Origin of the sequence: Sedimentibacter sp. MB35-C1 (assembly GCF_030913635.1) — a bacterium.
GTDB lineage: Bacteria > Bacillota > Clostridia > Tissierellales > Sedimentibacteraceae > Sedimentibacter.
Window position 1 is genome coordinate 3,518,911 of the sequence record NZ_CP133188.1, and the last position, 17,661, is coordinate 3,536,571.

A 17,661-nucleotide genomic window follows, 5' to 3' on the forward strand; every position below is an offset into this window, starting at 1 on the left:
TCCTACCTTATTTTTATGTGAACCTCTCTGAGCTGCTGCTCTGTTACCTCACATGGTGCATTTGTCATCAAATCTTGTGCATTGCTGTTCATAGGAAATGCAATAACCTCTCTTATGTTTTCTTCTCCAGTAAGAAGCATTATTATTCTGTCTATCCCCGGTGCCATGCCTGCATGAGGCGGCGCACCATACTTGAATGCATTAAACAATGCGGTGAATTTAGTCTGTAGATCATTTTCAGTATAGCCTGCTATTTCAAAAGCCTTAATCATTATATCAGTATCGTGATTTCTCACCGCACCCGAGGAAAGTTCAACTCCATTACATACAATATCATACTGATATGCCAAAATGTCAAGAGGGTCTTTCTCCGTAAGCGCTTCAAGTCCTCCCTGCGGCATTGAAAAAGGATTGTGCGTAAAGCTCATGTTTCCTGTTTCTTCATCAATTTCATACATGGGGAAATCGACTATGAAACACATCTCAAATTTATTTTCGTCAATTAATCCCAACCTGCTTGCCAGCTCTGTTCTAATTTGACCTGCCAGCTTCGGAGCATATTCTTTGTCATCTGCAATGAAAAACATTACATCGCCAGGCTTCAAGCCAGCTCTTTCTCTAATAATCATTCTGTCATCGTCAGTTAAAAATTTATCTATTGGCCCTTGATACTTCATTTCATTGTCAACTTTAATATACCCCAAGCCTTTCATTCCTATTTTCATAGCAAAATCCAGCATTTTTTCAAAAAAACTCTTTGACTGGGATGCACAGCCCGGAACATTTATCGCTCTCACCGTTTTTTTCCTGAAAGGAGCAAAGCCCGTTTCCGTGAACAAATCGCTTATATCTATAATTTCAAGAGGATTTCTTAAATCCGGCTTGTCAGTTCCATACTTAAGCATTGCTTCTGAGTACGGTATTCTTGCAAACGGAGGTTTTGAAACTTCTTTGTCAGAAAATTCTTTGAATGTATCATACAAAACTTCCTCTGCAACGTTAAGAACGTCCTCTTGTGTTGCAAATGCCATTTCAAAATCAAGCTGATAAAATTCTCCAGGTGAACGGTCTGCTCTTGCATCCTCATCTCTAAAGCATGGAGCTATTTGAAAATATTTATCAAATCCCGATACCATTAAAAGCTGTTTAAACATTTGAGGTGCCTGAGGCAAAGCATAAAACTTTCCCTGATGCTTTCTGCTTGGTATAATATAATCTCTTGCTCCCTCCGGGGATGAGGCAGTCAATATTGGTGTCTGTATATCCAGAAAACCAAGTTCATTCATTTTATTTCGCAGGTACGAAATAACTTTAGAACGAAAAACAATGTTATTGTGTACTTCTCTGTTTCTTAAATCAAGAAATCTATATTTAAGGCGAAGTTCCTCCTTCGTTTCCTTTGCCAAAGTAATTTCAAACGGAAGCTGTGATCTTATTTTTCCCAAAACTCGTATTACGTCAGCCTCAATCTCCACAGTTCCTGTTTCTATCTTCTCGTTTATTGTATCATCGTCTCTTCTTACTACTTTGCCTGAGACAGAAATTGTGCTTTCCTTGCTTATACCTTCTATAAGAGATTCATCTTCTACAACAATCTGTACCACTCCATAGTGGTCCCTTAAATCAATAAATTTTACTCCTCCGTGATCTCTTACATTTTCAAACCATCCTGCAACTCTTACTTCCTTGCCAATATGGCTTTCTCTTATTTCCCCGCAAGTATGTGTACGGTACTCATTAATTCTTGTCATAACTTTCAATCCTTTCAATATGCTTAATTTTTTCGTATCTTTTGAGTCCAGGCAGACCCGCAAAATCTCTTCGCTTGACATATTACGGGCATACAAAAACTCCTTCATCCCAAAGGGACGAAGGAGTATATCATTCGCGGTACCACCCTAATTAGCATATACTTGCGTACAAGCTCACTCGAAAGACACTAACATGTCTTTGCCGCTTTAACGCTCGGATGCGTTTGAGCCTACTCTTGCATATGCAATTTGGGTCAAAAGCTCAAGGATGTTCTTCATTTAAAACCATTGTGATAGACTCTCACCGACGCTATCTCTCTGTAACCTAAGTTCTAAATTACTCTTCCTGTCATCGCCTGATATTTGTTTTTATTTAATTATATTTATTTTTTTTCATTTGTCAAGAGTTATTGTAAATTTTTTATGTAATTTTTGCTATCAAAAAATATTTTCACTCTTGATTATAAATATTACATATATTGCTATCAGCTTGTTTGAACTACTCCAATAGTCAGTGTTCGTTGAAATTGACATTAAATATATATTTTTTTCTTGGAAATACTGATTCGTCATAATCCATATTTATTACTATTCTTCCCTTTGTTCTTGCATATTCGATTAAATTATCGAGAAAGCTTGTACCTTCCCCGAAAAATATGATATATTTAGATTTATTTATCATGTATTGATTTCGTTTTTTCATACAGTCATCGGTGTAGTGGTATTGCAGAAGAACTTCTCTGTCGCTCTTATTCATAATTGAATAATATTTATTTCTTTGCCCTCCTGTCCAGTTTATAGAATGGTTTTCGTATGGCAATATGCCTTCCAGCGTCAGCTTCGGATATTTTTCTTTCAGCTCTATTACAGCTTCAGCAGCACACTGCTCGAAACCTATATTCATTCCGCTTAAAAAATGTGACACATGTGAATTTTCAACTAAATCGATAATGTTATTTTTAATTTTTGGCTTAATAAGTTCATAGTAAGAAGCCTCTTCTTGCCCAACTATTTTTTTGGAACTGCATCCTCCGATGATACAGCAAGTATCTAGTTTACTAAAATTTTTCAAGTAATGCACCTCATTTCTCAGATAACTTTTAAATACGCTACCAGCGTAATTATATAATTATAGCTTATTTAATACGCTGATAGCAATAGCTAATATATAAAAGAGGTGATTTAATGGAAGAAAATATCACGCTTCAAATTGGCAAACGCCTGCGTAAGCGACGAGAAAAATTGAATATGACCAGAGAAGTATTCGCAGAAAAAGCCGGAATTTCTCCTCAGTTTTTAGCTGAGATAGAAAACGGAAAAAAAGGAATGTCCGTGGCAACACTTTATAAAATATGCAATAACTTTAGGATCTCTGCAGATTATTTATTATTCGGAACAATATCTTCTAAGCCTTTATCAGATGCCACAAAAGAAGCTTCACCGATTCTATCTGAACCTTACCGCTCGTACACAGAAGATATCATGGAAATCGTAAATGATATAATAAATGAATCACAGGGAAACTATAGAAAAAAATAACCATTTAAAATATAACAGATGCTTGTTAAGAGATGCTAGTTTATTTTACAGCCATCATTTTGTAACAATATTTTCATAAAAAGCCGCATATTATTTTTAAAAAATAACATGCGGCTTTTTAATTTTACTTAATCATTTATAGGTAGTTTAATTCTTATTGGTTCATCCAAGAATATTATTGGAGCAAGAGACCTTTGCAAAACAACTTTACCGCTTTGAGGATATTTTACTGTAATTAATGTTTCCATTTGAGAATTGTATGAAGAAGTCCCTTCGCTATCAAGTCTATAAACATTCCCATCTGTATCTTTATAATCACGATTAAACATTTGAAAATTATCATCATTTACTGTTTGGGTTGAAAAAACTAATGTTGCATCATCGGACTTCTTAATAACTTGTTTTAACTCTAACCCTTCAATATTTGGAGTTATTGTTTTATTATCTATATCAACGGTTATAAATTCTTCATCTTTATTTAATAAACGAACTCCCTTAATCAGCAGCTCTTGTTTTTTAGGTGCATCAAAGTAGCTAGATTCAATAAAAATGCGCATCCATGTATTCTCAACATCATTGGTAGAACTAAAGCCGTTGATATTACCTTTTAAAATTTTATAATTATCCTGAACCACTTCTAATTCAAGCCCTTTAATAAAAGCATAATTTTCTTTGGGGAATGAAAAGTTCACTTCTGTTCCTGTAGGGTATACTTTCATATCCTCAGCTATAATATTTTGATCAAGTATTGTATAGCTCTTATTTATTTCATAAGTTTTTGGCTCAACAAAATCTTCTAATTCTATGTGAAAATTAAAGGTTCCCATAGTTTCAAATGAAGAATTTGATTTAGCATCATAGGGTTTTTCCGATATTACATCTTCCTCTGAATCCAATGTATTTTCAATTTTAACTTCTACTTCTAAGTCTATTGATCTTGGCATTTTCCCTTCCGTGAAATGATAATCTTGCATAATAAAGCCAAAATTTTGATCTCTGCCTTCTGATGATAGACCAGAGGCTGAATAGCCGTATCCTTCAACTTCCTCTCCTGTGTCGCTGTTTTTCATACTTTTCAAGAAAATATTAATCCATTGATTTGGTTGTTGTTCAAATTCTTCAGGCATTTGAAAAAATAAAATTAATTTCTTTTCATCAGCTATAGCATATGGCAAAAGCAATCTGTTATTACCATCCCAGGAAACAAGATCTAGTCTTTGTACATATTCATTTTCAATTGCCTTACTTAAACTTTTATCAAACTTAACATATTCAGCAAGCCTGCCGATAACAGGAACATCCGATACTGCATTAGCAAATGCCGGGTTTATATTTATCAAGAAAACAAAAAGTATTGAAGCAGCAAAAGCAGTAATAGAACTTAATATAGTTCTCTTTTTCCTTTTTTCTCTCTTAACACGATTTTCAAATCTTGCCTCTACTCCAGAAAGATTATCTGGATATATAAATAATTTATTTCTTAATTCATCCCATTTTTCATTATTATCCAGCATAATAACTCCTTTCTAATCAGATATCTCAATTTTCAAAATTTCCAATGCTTTTCTTGAGCGTGTAGACACTGTACCATCTGGTATCCTCAATATTTCTGCTGTTTCAGATATTGTAAAGCCTACAAAATATCTTAGTATGATCACTTTTCTTAGGTCTTCCGGCAGATTGTTAACTGCAATTTTTAAATAAATTGAATCTTCTCCCGAATTTTGCGAATCTTCCGGCAGAACATCCACACTTAATTCTCTCTTGCCTTTCCTAATAATTTTTAAGCATTCATTAATCAATATTCTGGTAACCCACGTTTTTAGATATTTGGGTTCTTTCAAATCATGCCTGTGTGCATACCCTTGATACACTGCCTCATCAACTGCATCCAACGATTTAGTTTCATCATGGAGATAACTAAATGCAACCCTATAAAGCATTTCCTTATTTTCTGTTATAAATGAGATATAAGTTTCTTTGTCAATTTTATGATTAAACATTGCACTAATTACCTTCCTTTATACTTATTAGAGTAAGAAACATGACATTTTCATTTCATAAATAAAAAAAATTTTCAAAAGGAATATACGCCCAACAGAAGTTGCAAAGTATGTACAATAAGGTTATTGAATATTGAGCATACAAAATAAACCCGTTATCATAGATACGAGCCTATTTTGCACTTCAATCTATTTAAGCTTATATAAAGTGTACAATTCAAGTTCTAATTATACTGCACTTTGCTAATTCCTTTTCCTCTTCTTATGATTTTTTTGCATATTTTGTCTGTTTCCTCAGCTATAAGATTTATATCTGCCTTTAATTTCCCGTCATACTTCAAAAACTCGCCTTGTACCATTGTACATTTTATGTTTCGGGCATCAGAACTGTATATTATCGATGCAAGAGGATCATATACAGGAAATGTATTTGGAAGATTCAAGTCCCATATAAGCAAATCCGCGTCATAACCTTCCTTGATTTTACCTGTATTGAATCCTAGTGGCCCGTGTCCGTTCATGAGTCTTTTCCATATTTCAGGGATTTTAAATTCAGCAGCATCGCCAAGCATGAGCTTGCCGTTCAAAGCAAACAGCCTTGCTTGCTCCAAAGGGCTTAGAGTATTTGAGCTGGCTGCTCCGTCCGTACCGAACGAATAGTTTAGCTTATTTTTAAGCTTATATATGTTTCCTTCGCCCATGCTGAGCTTCATATAAGTTTTAGGGCAGAATGCAAAAAAAACATTATCATTTAACAGACTGACATCATCATCTGTAGTCCATAATCCGTGAGCGATTATTGCACTGATATCCAAGCCTCCACTTTCGTCAAGAATTTGAATCGGTGTCTTGCCTGTAAGCTTTACGCTGTCCTCCACCTGCTCCTTTGTTTCAGAAGCATGGATGTGTATGCCTACACCAAGTTTTTTTGCACTGTCTATTATTTCTTTAAGTTGCTTGCCGGGACAGGTATATGGAGCGTGAGGCCCAAACCTTAAATTAATTCTTGAATTTTTCCCGTTGTATTTATGTATAAAGCTCTCCGCATCTGACAGCTGTTTTTCGTAATCCTCTGACAATCCAAATATTGTAGGAGCGATGTCCGCTCTTATTCCCATATATTCAGCCGCTCTGTAGACGGATTCCTGAGCAAAGTAATGGTCTGCAAATGCCGTTACTCCATTGTCGATCATTTCTGCGGCTGCCATTGCTGCTCCCCAATAAACATCTTCCGCCTCAAGCTTGCTCTCATAGGGAAATATTTTCTCATTGAACCAATCGCCAATTGAAACATCTTCAGCTATTCCTTTCAATATATTCATCGGTGAATGTGTATGGAGATTTACAAAGCCGGGAGTAATGTATAGTCCTTCGCAGTCAACTTCATTGTATTCTCCTTCAACACTTTCAGCATCCGTAATCTTTTCTATCCTGCCTTCATTAACATATATGTTTTTTTGTTCAGAAACACTGCCGTTTTCATCAATAATGCAGCCATTTCGCAAAAGTATTTTTTCGCTATTCATATGCACCTCTTCAACGCTTTTTATTAATTATACTATAAATAATATTTTTTTAAAATAAAAATGCCGGAATATCCGGCACTTTTACAGTTAACCATCGCTATTTATCATTAGAAAATACAAGTTCCTTATCTTTGGCACTTATTTTTATTGTATCTGATTTTTCTATACTTCCTTTTAAAATCTCTTCTGACAATTTGTCTTCGATTTTTCTTCTTATTGCCCTTTGCAAAGGTCTTGCGCCGTACACTGGGTCAAATCCTTCATCCGCAAGCAGTTCCTTTGCTTTATCATCCAAATCTATTTTAATGTTCATCTGCTCAAGACGTTTTGAAAGATCTTTTATCATCAATGAAACAATGTTCTTAATATGTTCCTTGTTTAATGAATGGAATACAATTATTTCATCAATTCGATTTAAAAATTCAGGTCTAAATGTCCTCTTCAATTCAGACATTACATTTTCCTTCATTTTCTCATATTCATCTTTTTCTTCATCAGTTGCATTTGATGTGAATCCAAGCGTTCTTTGTTTCTTGATTGTGCTTGCTCCAACATTTGATGTCATTATTATTACTGTATTCTTGAAGTCAACCGTTCTGCCCTTGGCATCAGTAAGTCTTCCATCATCAAGTATCTGAAGAAGTATATTAAATACATCCGGATGAGCCTTTTCAATCTCATCAAACAATATTACAGAATATGGTTTTCTTCTTATCTTTTCAGTTAATTGTCCTCCGTCATCAAATCCAACATATCCTGGAGGCGACCCTACCAGCTTGGAAACCGAATGTTTTTCCATGTATTCAGACATGTCAACTCTTATCATGGAATTTTCGTCACCAAACATTGATTCCGCTAAAGCCTTTGACAATTCTGTTTTTCCAACACCTGTAGGTCCTAAGAATATAAATGAACCTATGGGCTTTTTAGGATCTTTGAGCCCTACTCTGGATCTTCTTATAGCTTTTGACAATGCTTCAACGGCCTGTTCCTGACCCACGACTCTTTTATGCAGAATATCTTCCATGTGAAGAAGCCTTTCTGATTCATCACCCTGAAGTTTCTTTACAGGTATTCCTGTCCATTGTGACACAACATCCGCTATATCTTCATAACCGATTTTAGCATCTTTTGAATTCTTTGCAGCCCAAATCTTTCTTTGCTTATCAAGCTCTTCAGCAAGCTTTTTCTCTTCGTCTCTAAAGGATGCTGCTTTTTCAAAATCCTGATTGTTTATTGCCGCTTTCTTTTCTGTTTTTATCTCATTTATTTTTTCTTCTATTTCTTTTAATCCTTTTGGGGTGGTTGAAGCTTTAAGCCTCGTTCTAGATGCAGCCTCGTCAATCAAATCTATTGCCTTGTCCGGCAAAAATCTGTCAGATATATATCTGTGCGACAGCTTTGCGGCAGCATCTATGGCATCATCGGTTATTGCAACCTTGTGATGGGCCTCGTACTTGTCTCTTAATCCCTTTAATATTTTCACTGTATCTTCGACAGTCGGTTCATCAACTGTTACCGGCTGAAATCTTCTTTCAAGAGCGGCATCTTTTTCAATATGCTTCTTGTACTCGTCAAGTGTTGTGGCTCCGACTATCTGCAATTCCCCTCTCGCTAAAGTAGGTTTTAATATGTTGGAAGCGTCGATAGCACCTTCCGCTGCACCTGCACCTATAATTGTGTGAAGTTCATCTATAAACAATATTATATTACCTGCCTGTTTAATTTCCTCCACGGCGTTTTTTAATCTTTCTTCAAATTCTCCTCTATATTTTGCTCCTGCTACCATTCCGGCCATATCCAAAGTTATAACCCTTTTATCTTTTAATGTTTCAGGAACATTTCCATTCACAATTTCTTGAGCCAGACCCTCGGCTATAGCTGTCTTTCCTACTCCTGGCTCTCCTATAAGGCACGGATTGTTCTTAGTTCTTCTTGACAATATCTGAATTACTCTTTCTATAACGTCTTCTCTTCCTATTACGGGATCAAGCTTTCCTTCACGCGCTCTCTGGTTCAAGTCAGTACCGTACTTATCTATTGTCTTTGTACTGCCGTCGTTCTGCGTTTGAGACGCATTTTCTCCAAAATTCGGGATACTCCCGTCTGCATTTCCGCTCCCCTGATTGATTGCTTCAATAACTTCATTTTTAATTTCTTTCAGGCTCACAACTGATTTAATTATTTGAGCTCCTATTCCTTCTCCCTCATCTATCAGCCCTAGGAGAATGTGCTCTGTTCCTACATATGGAACGCCCATCTGCGATGAATACTGTCGTGCAAGCTCCATAATATACTTACTTCTCGGACTAATAGCTATATATTCAGGTACGGTTTCTCCAACTCCGGTCGAATTTTTAATAATTTCTCTTATTTTTTCAACATCTAATCTACTTCTTAGTATATTTCCTGCAATGCCTTCTTGCTCAAGCATAAGTCCTATAAGTATATGCTCTGTTCCAAGAATATTCTGTCTGAATCTTTTTACTTCTTCCTTAGCTAATTCCACTGCTTTTTTTGCAGAGTTATTGAATCCACTTATCATAATTTCATCTCCTTTTATATTATAGACTTAATCAGCTTAATAATTCTTTTCTAATTATTTCTGCCCTTTTACTGTCTCTTTCATTAGGCAGAAGCTCATTATCCTCTGCCGTAAGCAAGTTGTTGGGCTGTATTCTGACCATAAGATCGTATAAATTTTTCCCATCTGCAACATCTATCATTTCCATCTCTCTGCCAAGTTTTATAAGCGACAAAAGCCTCATCGCTTCTTCCGTAGCCATTTTTCTGGCATTTGAAAGAAGCCCGTATGCCCTGTAAAATTCATCCTCAATATCTTCAAAGTTATTTTTTTTCAGGTGCTCTCTCATCTTTTCTTCTTTTTCTACAATTTGTTTGACTATCTGGTTAATTTTATCAATTAATGTTTCCTCGGATGCTCCTAATGTACCTTGATTTGAAACCTGGTAAAGATGCCCAAGTGATTTTGTTCCTTCGCCGTACACGCCTCTTACAGCTACACCCAACTGAGAAACACCGTACAATAATTTTTCAATTTGATTGGTAATTGAAAGTGCAGGCAAATGAATCATAACAGATGCCCTCATACCTGTTCCTATATTTGTAGGACATGAAGTTACATATCCAAGTTCTTTATCAAATGCATATTCAACCGAATCTTCTATTACATCATCAATTTTATTGCTTAAATCCCAGCATTTCTTCAAAGACATGCCTTTTTCCAAAGTCTGAATTCTAACATGATCCTCTTCATTAAGCATTACGGAAACATTCTTATCAGAGCTTAGCAATAGTGCTCCTCTGTCCTTGTTGTTCGCAAGCGCAGGGCTGATAAGATGATTTTCAACCAACGCATTTCTCTGCATATCAGATAGATCTTTCAAGTATATAAGGTTGTAATTTAAATCTGTCCCACTGACAGCTTTATTTACCTCCTGAATCACCTTACTTGATTCTTCCTGGCTCATTTTTATTGGAAACCTGTAATCCTTCAAATTTCTAGCAAGCCTTATTCTGCTTGTTATTACTATGTCCTTACTTTCCATACCGCACACCCCCTACATACTTCCTTCCATTTGTCGTATTTTATCTCGAAGTTCAGCAGCCTTTTCATATTCTTCGCTTTCTATGGCTTGTTTTAACTGATTCTTCAGCTTTTCAATATCTTTTTGAATTCTATAATTTCCTCCTGCCCTCTTTGGAATTTTTCCAGTATGTCTATCATATCCCTGTATGTTTTTAATAACAGGTATCAACCTTGGTTTAAAAGTTTCAATGCAATCACTGCAACCGAATTTTCCTGTAGTCCTAAATTCATCAAATGTCATTCCACACTTTGAACATCCCTTGGCAGGCAGGTATGTTGTTGTATTAAATGCATTGTTAAGCATTGCTGAAAATAAGTTTTCCATTGAAAAACTAGAGTTTAATAAAGTTTGATTTTTCTTTGCACACTCCTCGCACAAATGACTCTCAGTCTTTTTTCCGTTTATTATTTGCGTTACATGAACCTTAGCTTCATTTTTTCCACATTCACTGCACAACATTTTTACACCCTCCTCTATTTCTATTAATCATCATCAACTGACGTTAAAATCATTTCTTTCAACAAATCCGCCCTTAATTTATTTCTGTCATCATAGGATACATTACTTAGAGCGCGGTCACTTAAAACACTTTGCATTATTCTGAGTTCTCTTTGAGAAATAACTCCCCTGTCTGACAGAACATGCAAAAGGTCAAATGCCTTGTTTAATGTAATATTGTTTCCGATACTATCGTTCAATAATCTCTCCAGTTCATTTTCCATAGATGACTGAACTTTGAAAATTCTTATATATCCTCCGCCGCCTCTTCTGCTCTCAACTAAATATCCTCTGTCATTATTAAATCGTGTTGACAGAACATAATTTATCTGAGAAGGAGAACAGTCAAACTGCTGAGCTAGTATATTTCTCTGAATTTCTACGGCTTTGTAATTATTAGCCTCAAGAAGCTCCTTTATAAAACCTTCTATTATATCACTTAAATTATTAGACATTTTCTCACTTCCTTTGTCTGACTTTAACTTTGACTTTCTTTGACCTTGGTTTTATTATATCATTGTTTAAAATAATTTCAATACTTATTTTTCAAAAAATTTCCCTTATTATTCTCAAAAATCCGTAAAATTTAGTTTATTTATTATGTTTGCATCATCTTTTCATTATTTTTTGCTATTTTTGCATAATAATACAAGTTTCCTCTAATGAATTTTATCTTTCAACACACCAGTACATACAATAAAAGCCATTAAACATAAATGAGTCACCGCAATTTTTCTATTTGTTAAATAATAGTCATTTTTACCTTCGGTTTATTGACAACAAAAATTATATATTATATACTTAGAATCTAAAGAATATTAATATAGTTAACGCAACATTAGCAAAGGAGACTGCATATGACTAACGAGATATTGCAACACGTGGGTAGTCAAATAAAGATGTTTCGAAAAATAAAAAAAATGACCATTGATGATCTTGCAAAAGTTATAAGTAAAAGCAAGTCCACTGTATCAAAATATGAATCTGGTGAAATAACCGTGGACATAGTAACACTGTTTGACATAGCAAAAGCTTTAAATATAAATATTATTAACCTGATTGATTATGACTACGGCGGGAACGCAGAAATTGAACAGGTTCACATATGGCAGTCCAACATACTGCATATGTATCTTCAAATTGGAAAAAATATTTCAAGCTCTGTAATTCATCTTAAATATGATGACACAAAGAAAAAAACAACCGCAACACTGTATTACAAGGTTGACGACAATGATGACCTGAAAAATTGTGAATGTGTATACCAGGGATATATGAGTCATCATGACAACATAATAAACTTTAATCTTAAGAACTGCCTTTACGAATCAGAATCAGTATTGATTAATTTTTTTGTACCCATGAAAAAGGTAGATACTCTTTCAGGTCTTATAAGTGGACTGTCCGCTGATTCTATTAGGCCAACAAGTTGCAAAGTTATTTTGACAAAATCCCCGCTGCCTTTTGAAGAACAGAAGGAACTTCTTCAGATATCTAAAGAAGCTATAAAAAGATTGAAAACAGAGCACATATTTATGGTTGATGACTAGGAATGCTGATATATGGGCGTTCAGGCTGCATATTTTTTAACAGCCTGCAGATTGATGAATTATCATTAATTTGAACGCTTATATATCAGTTTTTTTATAAATTTTCATATTTTTCATAATTTTCATATTTTTCATATTGACGGCTATCTATATATCGATTATAATTAGTTTTGTAGTGCATTAGTTTTAATTTTAGCACCATAAAGGAGATAAGATGGTTATATTTGACTTTTTTAACGATCAACTTTTGAAAATGAACTGGCTGTCAAACCTTGTAAACATGCTGGTGGAAAATGTACTTGGACTTAATGTCGAAGAAAAATTGGGTGGAAGCGTACACTTCTTTATATATGATACCATAAAAATATTCATACTTTTATCTTTCTTGATTTTTATTATATCATATATTCAAAGCTACTTCCCTCCGGAGAGAACAAAAAAAATATTAGGAAAATTCAACGGAATTTCCGGCAATATCTTTGGAGCTCTGCTTGGAACAGTTACTCCTTTTTGCTCGTGCTCATCAATTCCGCTGTTTATAGGATTTACAAGCGCAGGATTGCCGTTAGGAGTAACTTTTTCATTTTTAATATCTTCACCTCTCGTTGATTTAGCCTCATTTTTGTTGCTGGCAAGCATATTTAACTGGAAATTGGCAGCGGCGTATGTAGTAGTGGGATTAATTCTTGCGGTTGCAGGAGGAACTCTTATAAGCAAAATGAAGCTTGAAAAATACGTTGAACCCTTCGTGTACGGAAATAAAGCTCTGGAATCTGATCAATACACATTAACAGTAAATGAAAGAATTGACTTTTCTAAAAATCAAGTGTTGGAAATAATAAAAAGAGTATGGAAATATATTTTAATTGGTGTAGGTATAGGCGCTTTAATTCACAATTGGATTCCCGAATCAATTATATCTGCTGTGCTTGGCAGTGATAAATGGTACTCCGTGATTATTGCGGCAGCTGTGGGAGTTCCAATGTATGCAGATATTTTTGGAACTTTGCCTATTGCAGAAGCATTAGTTACAAAAGGTGTCGGTATAGGAACAGTTCTTACATTTATGATGGGAGTAACTGCTTTATCACTTCCCTCTATAATTATGCTAAATCAGGTTGTCAAAAAGAAATTATTGGTTATATTTGTTGCAATAGTAGTAGTAGGAATAGTTATAATAGGATATGGTTTCAATTTCATTGGATATTTATTTTAATAAAAGGAGCTAATTATGATAGTAAAAATTTTAGGATCAGGATGCAAAAATTGTGAAGCACTTAAAAAAAATACTGAAGCTGCAATAAGCGAAACAGGAATTGAGGCAGAGATTGTAAAAGTTGAAAACATTAAAGATATTGTCTCATACGGAGTGATGCAAACGCCGGCCATCGTCATTGACGAAAAAGTCGTTTCATATGGCAAGGTACTAAAGCCAAGTCAGATTGCAGAAATTCTAAAAAATCAAAAGTAAATGCAAATACGACCTGCCAGCAAGATGGTAGGTCGTATTTTTAACATGATAAAAACAATCCACTTATTACTCCTCAGAAGAAGTCAAATCAGAAATAAATTTCTTGAAGTTTTCTACGCTTTCCATATTTAATGAATAATGCGTCCATTTCCCTTCTTTTCTCGAATGCACCAGACCACATTCCGACAACACCTTCATATGATAAGACAGCGTAGGCTGTGTAATATCAAACCTTTCTAAAATTTTGCACGCGCACAATTCGCCTGATGAAAGGCTGTTTAAAATCATCATTCTATTAACATCAGACAGTGCTTTTATTTTTTTATAATTGTATTCAAAATCTTTTTTTTCCATATTTCACTCCGGACAGTTTATTATATTTCAAAATATATTTTCTTCTTTTATAACATCAACATTCTTAGTTTTAAATACTATTCCGCTGGCAAGGCATTTAAACAGCTGATCTGCTGCCATGCAAAGCCATATAAAGAATATATCAAGCTTTAGCACATATGCAAAAAGAAGAGCCAAAGGAACTCTTACAACCCATATCCCTAAGAACGAAATCACCATAGGTATATTTTTGTACCCTGCAGAACGTATGATTCCATTTAACACCTTTGATAGATTCTGCGGAGTCTGTATAAATCCCATCACTATGAGGTATTTTATTCCTATTGCCTTTATCTCTGCGTTGTTTGTAAAAAAATCCATAAACACACCGGGAAATATAATTATAAGCAACGAAGTAAAGGTACTTATAGCAATAGATGTTCTGATTAGCTGCTTTGAATAAATTTTAAGCAGCACCCCGTCTTTTTTTCCTATTGCGTTAGCAGCCATGGATGTAGCAGCAATTCCAACTCCAACCGCAGGCATCTCAGACATAAGCTCAGCCTGAAGCCCCAGCTGGTAAGCAGCAAATGTCACCTCTCCGTAAGATAGTATCGCCTTGCTCATTACTACGGCCGAAAGTTGCCAAAATATACTTTCAAACGCAGCAGGAATTCCTAAAGAATAAATCTCTTTGACAAGTAGAAAGTCTATTTTCATCAAATTGCTTTTTTCAGGAACTGTGCAGAACAGCCCATATCTTTTATTGTACAGCAGATAAATTCCCAGAAATGATCCACACGCCTGTGAAAGAAGCAATGCTATGGCAGCCCCCTGAAGAGACAACCTCGGGAATCCAAATTTTCCGTATATAAGCAGATACCCGACTACAACATTTATTATGTTAACGACTATTGCTACGTACATAGGAGTCTTTGTATTGCCGCATGCTTGAAAGGCCGCAGTAACCGCCGACATTATTAAAAGAAATGGGGCTGTTAAAATTACTATCTTTAAATATTGGCTCGCAGCATAAAATGTATCAGGACTGGAAGTAAAAAATGATATTATCCTCCCTGAATTTAGCATGGTAATTATGATTAATGCTAATGCAATAATGCACCCTGTCACACATGTCTGCTCAAATGTTTGCCTTGCCTTCGCCATGTCATTTTCATTGCGGTTTTTTGCGGTAACAACGGTTGCACCAATCCCTATGCCTTTAAATAAGCACCAAAGTATGCCAGTTATCCTTGAACATATTCCCTGTGCTGATATAAGCATGGGAGAAAGCCTTCCGATCATAGCAGCTGATATAAGCCCTGCAGACATCTGAAACATATTCTCCAGCATTACAGGAATAATAAGAAAAAAAATCTGTTTTCTTATGGTTTTGGAATCGTAAACCTTTTCTGCCATATGCGCCTCATGATTACAAAAATACTGCTTATTCATCCATTTCATTGTACATCACATCATTATGTCTTTCAAGGAAATATAGTGTGATTTTTTATTTGATTTTACCTTATTGTCTGATAAAATGTATATAGTTATAACATTCTTCATTGAAATACAAATAAAATTAAAGAGGAACATAAATGATTAACTACACAAAACAAAAAATGGTTAAAAAAGAAAAAACAATAGGTACTTTTTCTGAACTGGGAACGGCCAATGCTGTTGAAGGGTTGGGATACAGCGGACTGGATTATATTATAATCGATACAGAGCACGGACCTTTTGCGGAAGAAAGTACAATGGAATTTATCCGGGCAGCTAAACTGAGCAAATTGACACCGTTTGTAAGAATCAAGGAAATTTCAAGAGCTGCCGTACTCAAAATGCTGGATATAGGAGCAGAAGGTTTGATTGTACCCTGCGTCGAAACTGTTGAGCAAGTTAAGCATCTGGTTAAATACGGCAAGTACGCCCCTTTAGGAGAAAGAGGTTTTTTCTTCGGAAGAGCTACAGGCTACGGCTTTGAAGATTTCACATCGCCTCTTGAGGATTATTTTAATAAGTGCAACAATGAAACCATGATTATTCCTCAGTGCGAAACATTAGGATGTCTTGAAAATATTGAAGAAATTGCGTCTATTGACGGAGTAGATGCAATTTTTGTAGGTCCTTATGATTTATCCATAAGTATGGGCATACCAGGCCAATTTGATGCGGACAAATTTAAAAAAGCGCTCATCAGAATAGTTGCAGCGTGTAAAAAAGCTAATAAACCGGTAATGATATATGCAAATGATATGAAAAGTGCTTCAAAAAATTTTGATATGGGATTTGATTCTGTTGCAGTAAGCTCCGATATTGCAATTCTCACCAGCAGTTTCATCAGCATTACAAATTCATTAAAATCAAAATAAACTTAAAGGCTGCAGGATATTCTGCAGCCCAAATTTATGGCAAAACCATCGATATGGCAAATTATTAAAATACTTCGTGTCGTTTTATTTCCCACATCCACATATATTGGAGATTTTAATATCCATGGAAAAATTCGTTATATCGTCCATTGTATCATATATTTGGGAAATCAGGTTCAAAACCCTGCTTTTTTCACCTCTAACAAAGGTTGACAGCGAGCCCACCTCATACTCCAATCCTGAATTATCTATGATTTTAAGAACCTTGTCTACATCCTCCATGTAGTCATCACTTACTATGGGGGTAAATGCAATCTGGCAGGAAGCTATTTTTTCCATAGCGCACATACGAAGCCTCCATTTGTAGTTTTTGATAGATTTTTTTCTGTTTCATCGTTGTAATCACAGTCCTCTGCAAGAGGAGAAACAAACAGACATTCGCCTGTGTCTACAAGCTTTTCTCTGTTCCAGTCCTTAATTTCTTCAACGGTTCTGAATTTAGCATATTTAAATACTGTGTTTTCCCTGAAAGGCTCGGAAAGATATAACTCACTCCAGCTGCTTTCACCTGCAATGGTGCCTATTAAAACCTGACCGCCTTTTTTGACCACTCTCAGCAGTTCTTTTAACGCTTTTGGAGCATCTTCAATAAATTCAAAAGCCGTCATAGAAATTACGCCGTCAAATGTATTGTCATCAAAGGATAAATTATTTACATCCATATTCATTAATTCAATGTCAAGGTTTAAATCCGACGCTTTTTTTCTCGCTATGGAAAGCATTTCGTCGGAAACGTCGATCCCTGTTACGCTGCAGCCTTTTTTCGCCAGCTTAACGCTGAAGTTTCCCGTTCCACAGCCTACATCCAGTATCTTCATTCCCTTTTTGATTTCCATCATTTCAAACGCAAGCCCAGTTTCCACTTTGTCAACAAAGCTTCCTTTTTTATCTGTATACCATGCATCATAGTCAGATGCACTGTTATCAAAAATAGCCATTTTATCCCC

Annotated in this window: 18 protein-coding genes and 1 other annotated feature; of the genes, 5 read left to right on the top strand and 13 right to left on the bottom strand. The window is 35.3% G+C overall.

Features of this window, described 5'->3' with window-relative positions; genetic code table 11:
- Window positions 1-2 precede the first annotated feature (2 nt).
- Both aspS and RBQ61_RS17105 read right to left on the bottom strand, forming a co-directional pair.
- Window positions 3-1,751 (bottom strand): aspartate--tRNA ligase, encoded by a 1,749-nt coding sequence (aspS, locus tag RBQ61_RS17100; RefSeq protein WP_308140145.1) that lies wholly within the window; start codon window positions 1,749-1,751, stop codon window positions 3-5.
- Between the two features lie 110 nt (window positions 1,752-1,861).
- Window positions 1,862-2,113, bottom strand: a binding site (T-box leader).
- 149 nt (window positions 2,114-2,262) lie between these two features.
- The gene (locus tag RBQ61_RS17105; RefSeq protein WP_308138418.1) at window positions 2,263-2,823 is read right to left on the bottom strand and encodes an SLOG family protein; all 561 of its coding nucleotides are present in this window, start codon (window positions 2,821-2,823) and stop codon (window positions 2,263-2,265) included.
- 113 nt (window positions 2,824-2,936) lie between these two features.
- Between RBQ61_RS17105 and RBQ61_RS17110 the strand changes: the two genes are divergently transcribed.
- Entirely contained in the window at window positions 2,937-3,290 is a 354-nt protein-coding gene (locus RBQ61_RS17110) for a helix-turn-helix domain-containing protein (protein WP_308138419.1), read from the top strand.
- A gap of 128 nt (window positions 3,291-3,418) precedes the next feature.
- Here RBQ61_RS17110 and RBQ61_RS17115 read toward each other — a convergent pair whose 3' ends face one another.
- The 7 genes from RBQ61_RS17115 to RBQ61_RS17145 form a co-directional block, all read right to left on the bottom strand.
- Window positions 3,419-4,804 carry a DUF4179 domain-containing protein gene (locus RBQ61_RS17115; protein ID WP_308138420.1) on the bottom strand — a complete coding sequence of 462 codons (1,386 nt, stop codon included), beginning with the start codon at window positions 4,802-4,804 and terminating at the stop codon, window positions 3,419-3,421.
- A gap of 12 nt (window positions 4,805-4,816) precedes the next feature.
- Complete coding sequence (locus RBQ61_RS17120) at window positions 4,817-5,293, bottom strand: sigma-70 family RNA polymerase sigma factor (RefSeq protein ID WP_308138421.1); 477 nt, start codon at window positions 5,291-5,293, stop codon at window positions 4,817-4,819.
- A gap of 224 nt (window positions 5,294-5,517) precedes the next feature.
- Window positions 5,518-6,819: an amidohydrolase gene (locus tag RBQ61_RS17125; protein ID WP_308138422.1), complete on the bottom strand. Its 1,302-nt coding sequence runs from the start codon at window positions 6,817-6,819 to the stop codon at window positions 5,518-5,520.
- A gap of 97 nt (window positions 6,820-6,916) precedes the next feature.
- Window positions 6,917-9,364, bottom strand: coding sequence for an ATP-dependent Clp protease ATP-binding subunit (locus RBQ61_RS17130; protein ID WP_308138423.1), 2,448 nt, complete (start codon window positions 9,362-9,364; stop codon window positions 6,917-6,919).
- A 31-nt stretch (window positions 9,365-9,395) separates the two neighbouring features.
- Window positions 9,396-10,388, bottom strand: coding sequence for a protein arginine kinase (locus RBQ61_RS17135; RefSeq protein WP_308138424.1), 993 nt, complete (start codon window positions 10,386-10,388; stop codon window positions 9,396-9,398).
- A gap of 12 nt (window positions 10,389-10,400) precedes the next feature.
- Window positions 10,401-10,889 (bottom strand): UvrB/UvrC motif-containing protein, encoded by a 489-nt coding sequence (locus tag RBQ61_RS17140; protein ID WP_308138425.1) that lies wholly within the window; start codon window positions 10,887-10,889, stop codon window positions 10,401-10,403.
- A 23-nt stretch (window positions 10,890-10,912) separates the two neighbouring features.
- On the bottom strand, window positions 10,913-11,383 hold the full coding sequence (locus RBQ61_RS17145; protein WP_308138426.1) for a CtsR family transcriptional regulator: 471 nt from the start codon (window positions 11,381-11,383) through the stop codon (window positions 10,913-10,915).
- Between the two features lie 402 nt (window positions 11,384-11,785).
- On the opposite strand from RBQ61_RS17145, the gene RBQ61_RS17150 reads away from it, so the two are divergent.
- From RBQ61_RS17150 to RBQ61_RS17160, 3 genes are all read left to right on the top strand, one after another.
- Window positions 11,786-12,478, top strand: coding sequence for a helix-turn-helix domain-containing protein (locus RBQ61_RS17150; protein WP_308138427.1), 693 nt, complete (start codon window positions 11,786-11,788; stop codon window positions 12,476-12,478).
- 214 nt (window positions 12,479-12,692) lie between these two features.
- Entirely contained in the window at window positions 12,693-13,694 is a 1,002-nt protein-coding gene (locus tag RBQ61_RS17155; protein WP_308138428.1) for a permease, read from the top strand.
- Between the two features lie 15 nt (window positions 13,695-13,709).
- Window positions 13,710-13,949, top strand: coding sequence for a thioredoxin family protein (locus RBQ61_RS17160; RefSeq protein WP_308138429.1), 240 nt, complete (start codon window positions 13,710-13,712; stop codon window positions 13,947-13,949).
- A gap of 66 nt (window positions 13,950-14,015) precedes the next feature.
- Here the strand turns inward: RBQ61_RS17160 and RBQ61_RS17165 are convergent, their stop codons facing one another.
- Together RBQ61_RS17165 and RBQ61_RS17170 are read right to left on the bottom strand one after the other, a co-directional pair.
- On the bottom strand, window positions 14,016-14,303 hold the full coding sequence (locus tag RBQ61_RS17165; RefSeq protein WP_308138430.1) for a helix-turn-helix transcriptional regulator: 288 nt from the start codon (window positions 14,301-14,303) through the stop codon (window positions 14,016-14,018).
- Window positions 14,304-14,330: 27 nt separating this feature from the next.
- Complete coding sequence (locus RBQ61_RS17170) at window positions 14,331-15,701, bottom strand: MATE family efflux transporter (RefSeq protein ID WP_308138431.1); 1,371 nt, start codon at window positions 15,699-15,701, stop codon at window positions 14,331-14,333.
- 179 nt (window positions 15,702-15,880) lie between these two features.
- Here RBQ61_RS17170 and RBQ61_RS17175 point away from each other — a divergent pair, with 179 nt between their 5' ends.
- Window positions 15,881-16,654: an HpcH/HpaI aldolase/citrate lyase family protein gene (locus tag RBQ61_RS17175; protein WP_308138432.1), complete on the top strand. Its 774-nt coding sequence runs from the start codon at window positions 15,881-15,883 to the stop codon at window positions 16,652-16,654.
- 84 nt (window positions 16,655-16,738) lie between these two features.
- On the opposite strand, the gene RBQ61_RS17180 is transcribed toward RBQ61_RS17175, so the two are convergent.
- Window positions 16,739-17,002, bottom strand: a complete 264-nt coding sequence (locus RBQ61_RS17180) for a YkoF family thiamine/hydroxymethylpyrimidine-binding protein (protein ID WP_308138433.1) — start codon at window positions 17,000-17,002, stop codon at window positions 16,739-16,741.
- Complete coding sequence (locus RBQ61_RS17185) at window positions 16,981-17,652, bottom strand: class I SAM-dependent methyltransferase (protein ID WP_308138434.1); 672 nt, start codon at window positions 17,650-17,652, stop codon at window positions 16,981-16,983. Before RBQ61_RS17185 ends, RBQ61_RS17180 begins: the two co-directional genes overlap by 22 nt.
- Window positions 17,653-17,661 lie beyond the last annotated feature (9 nt).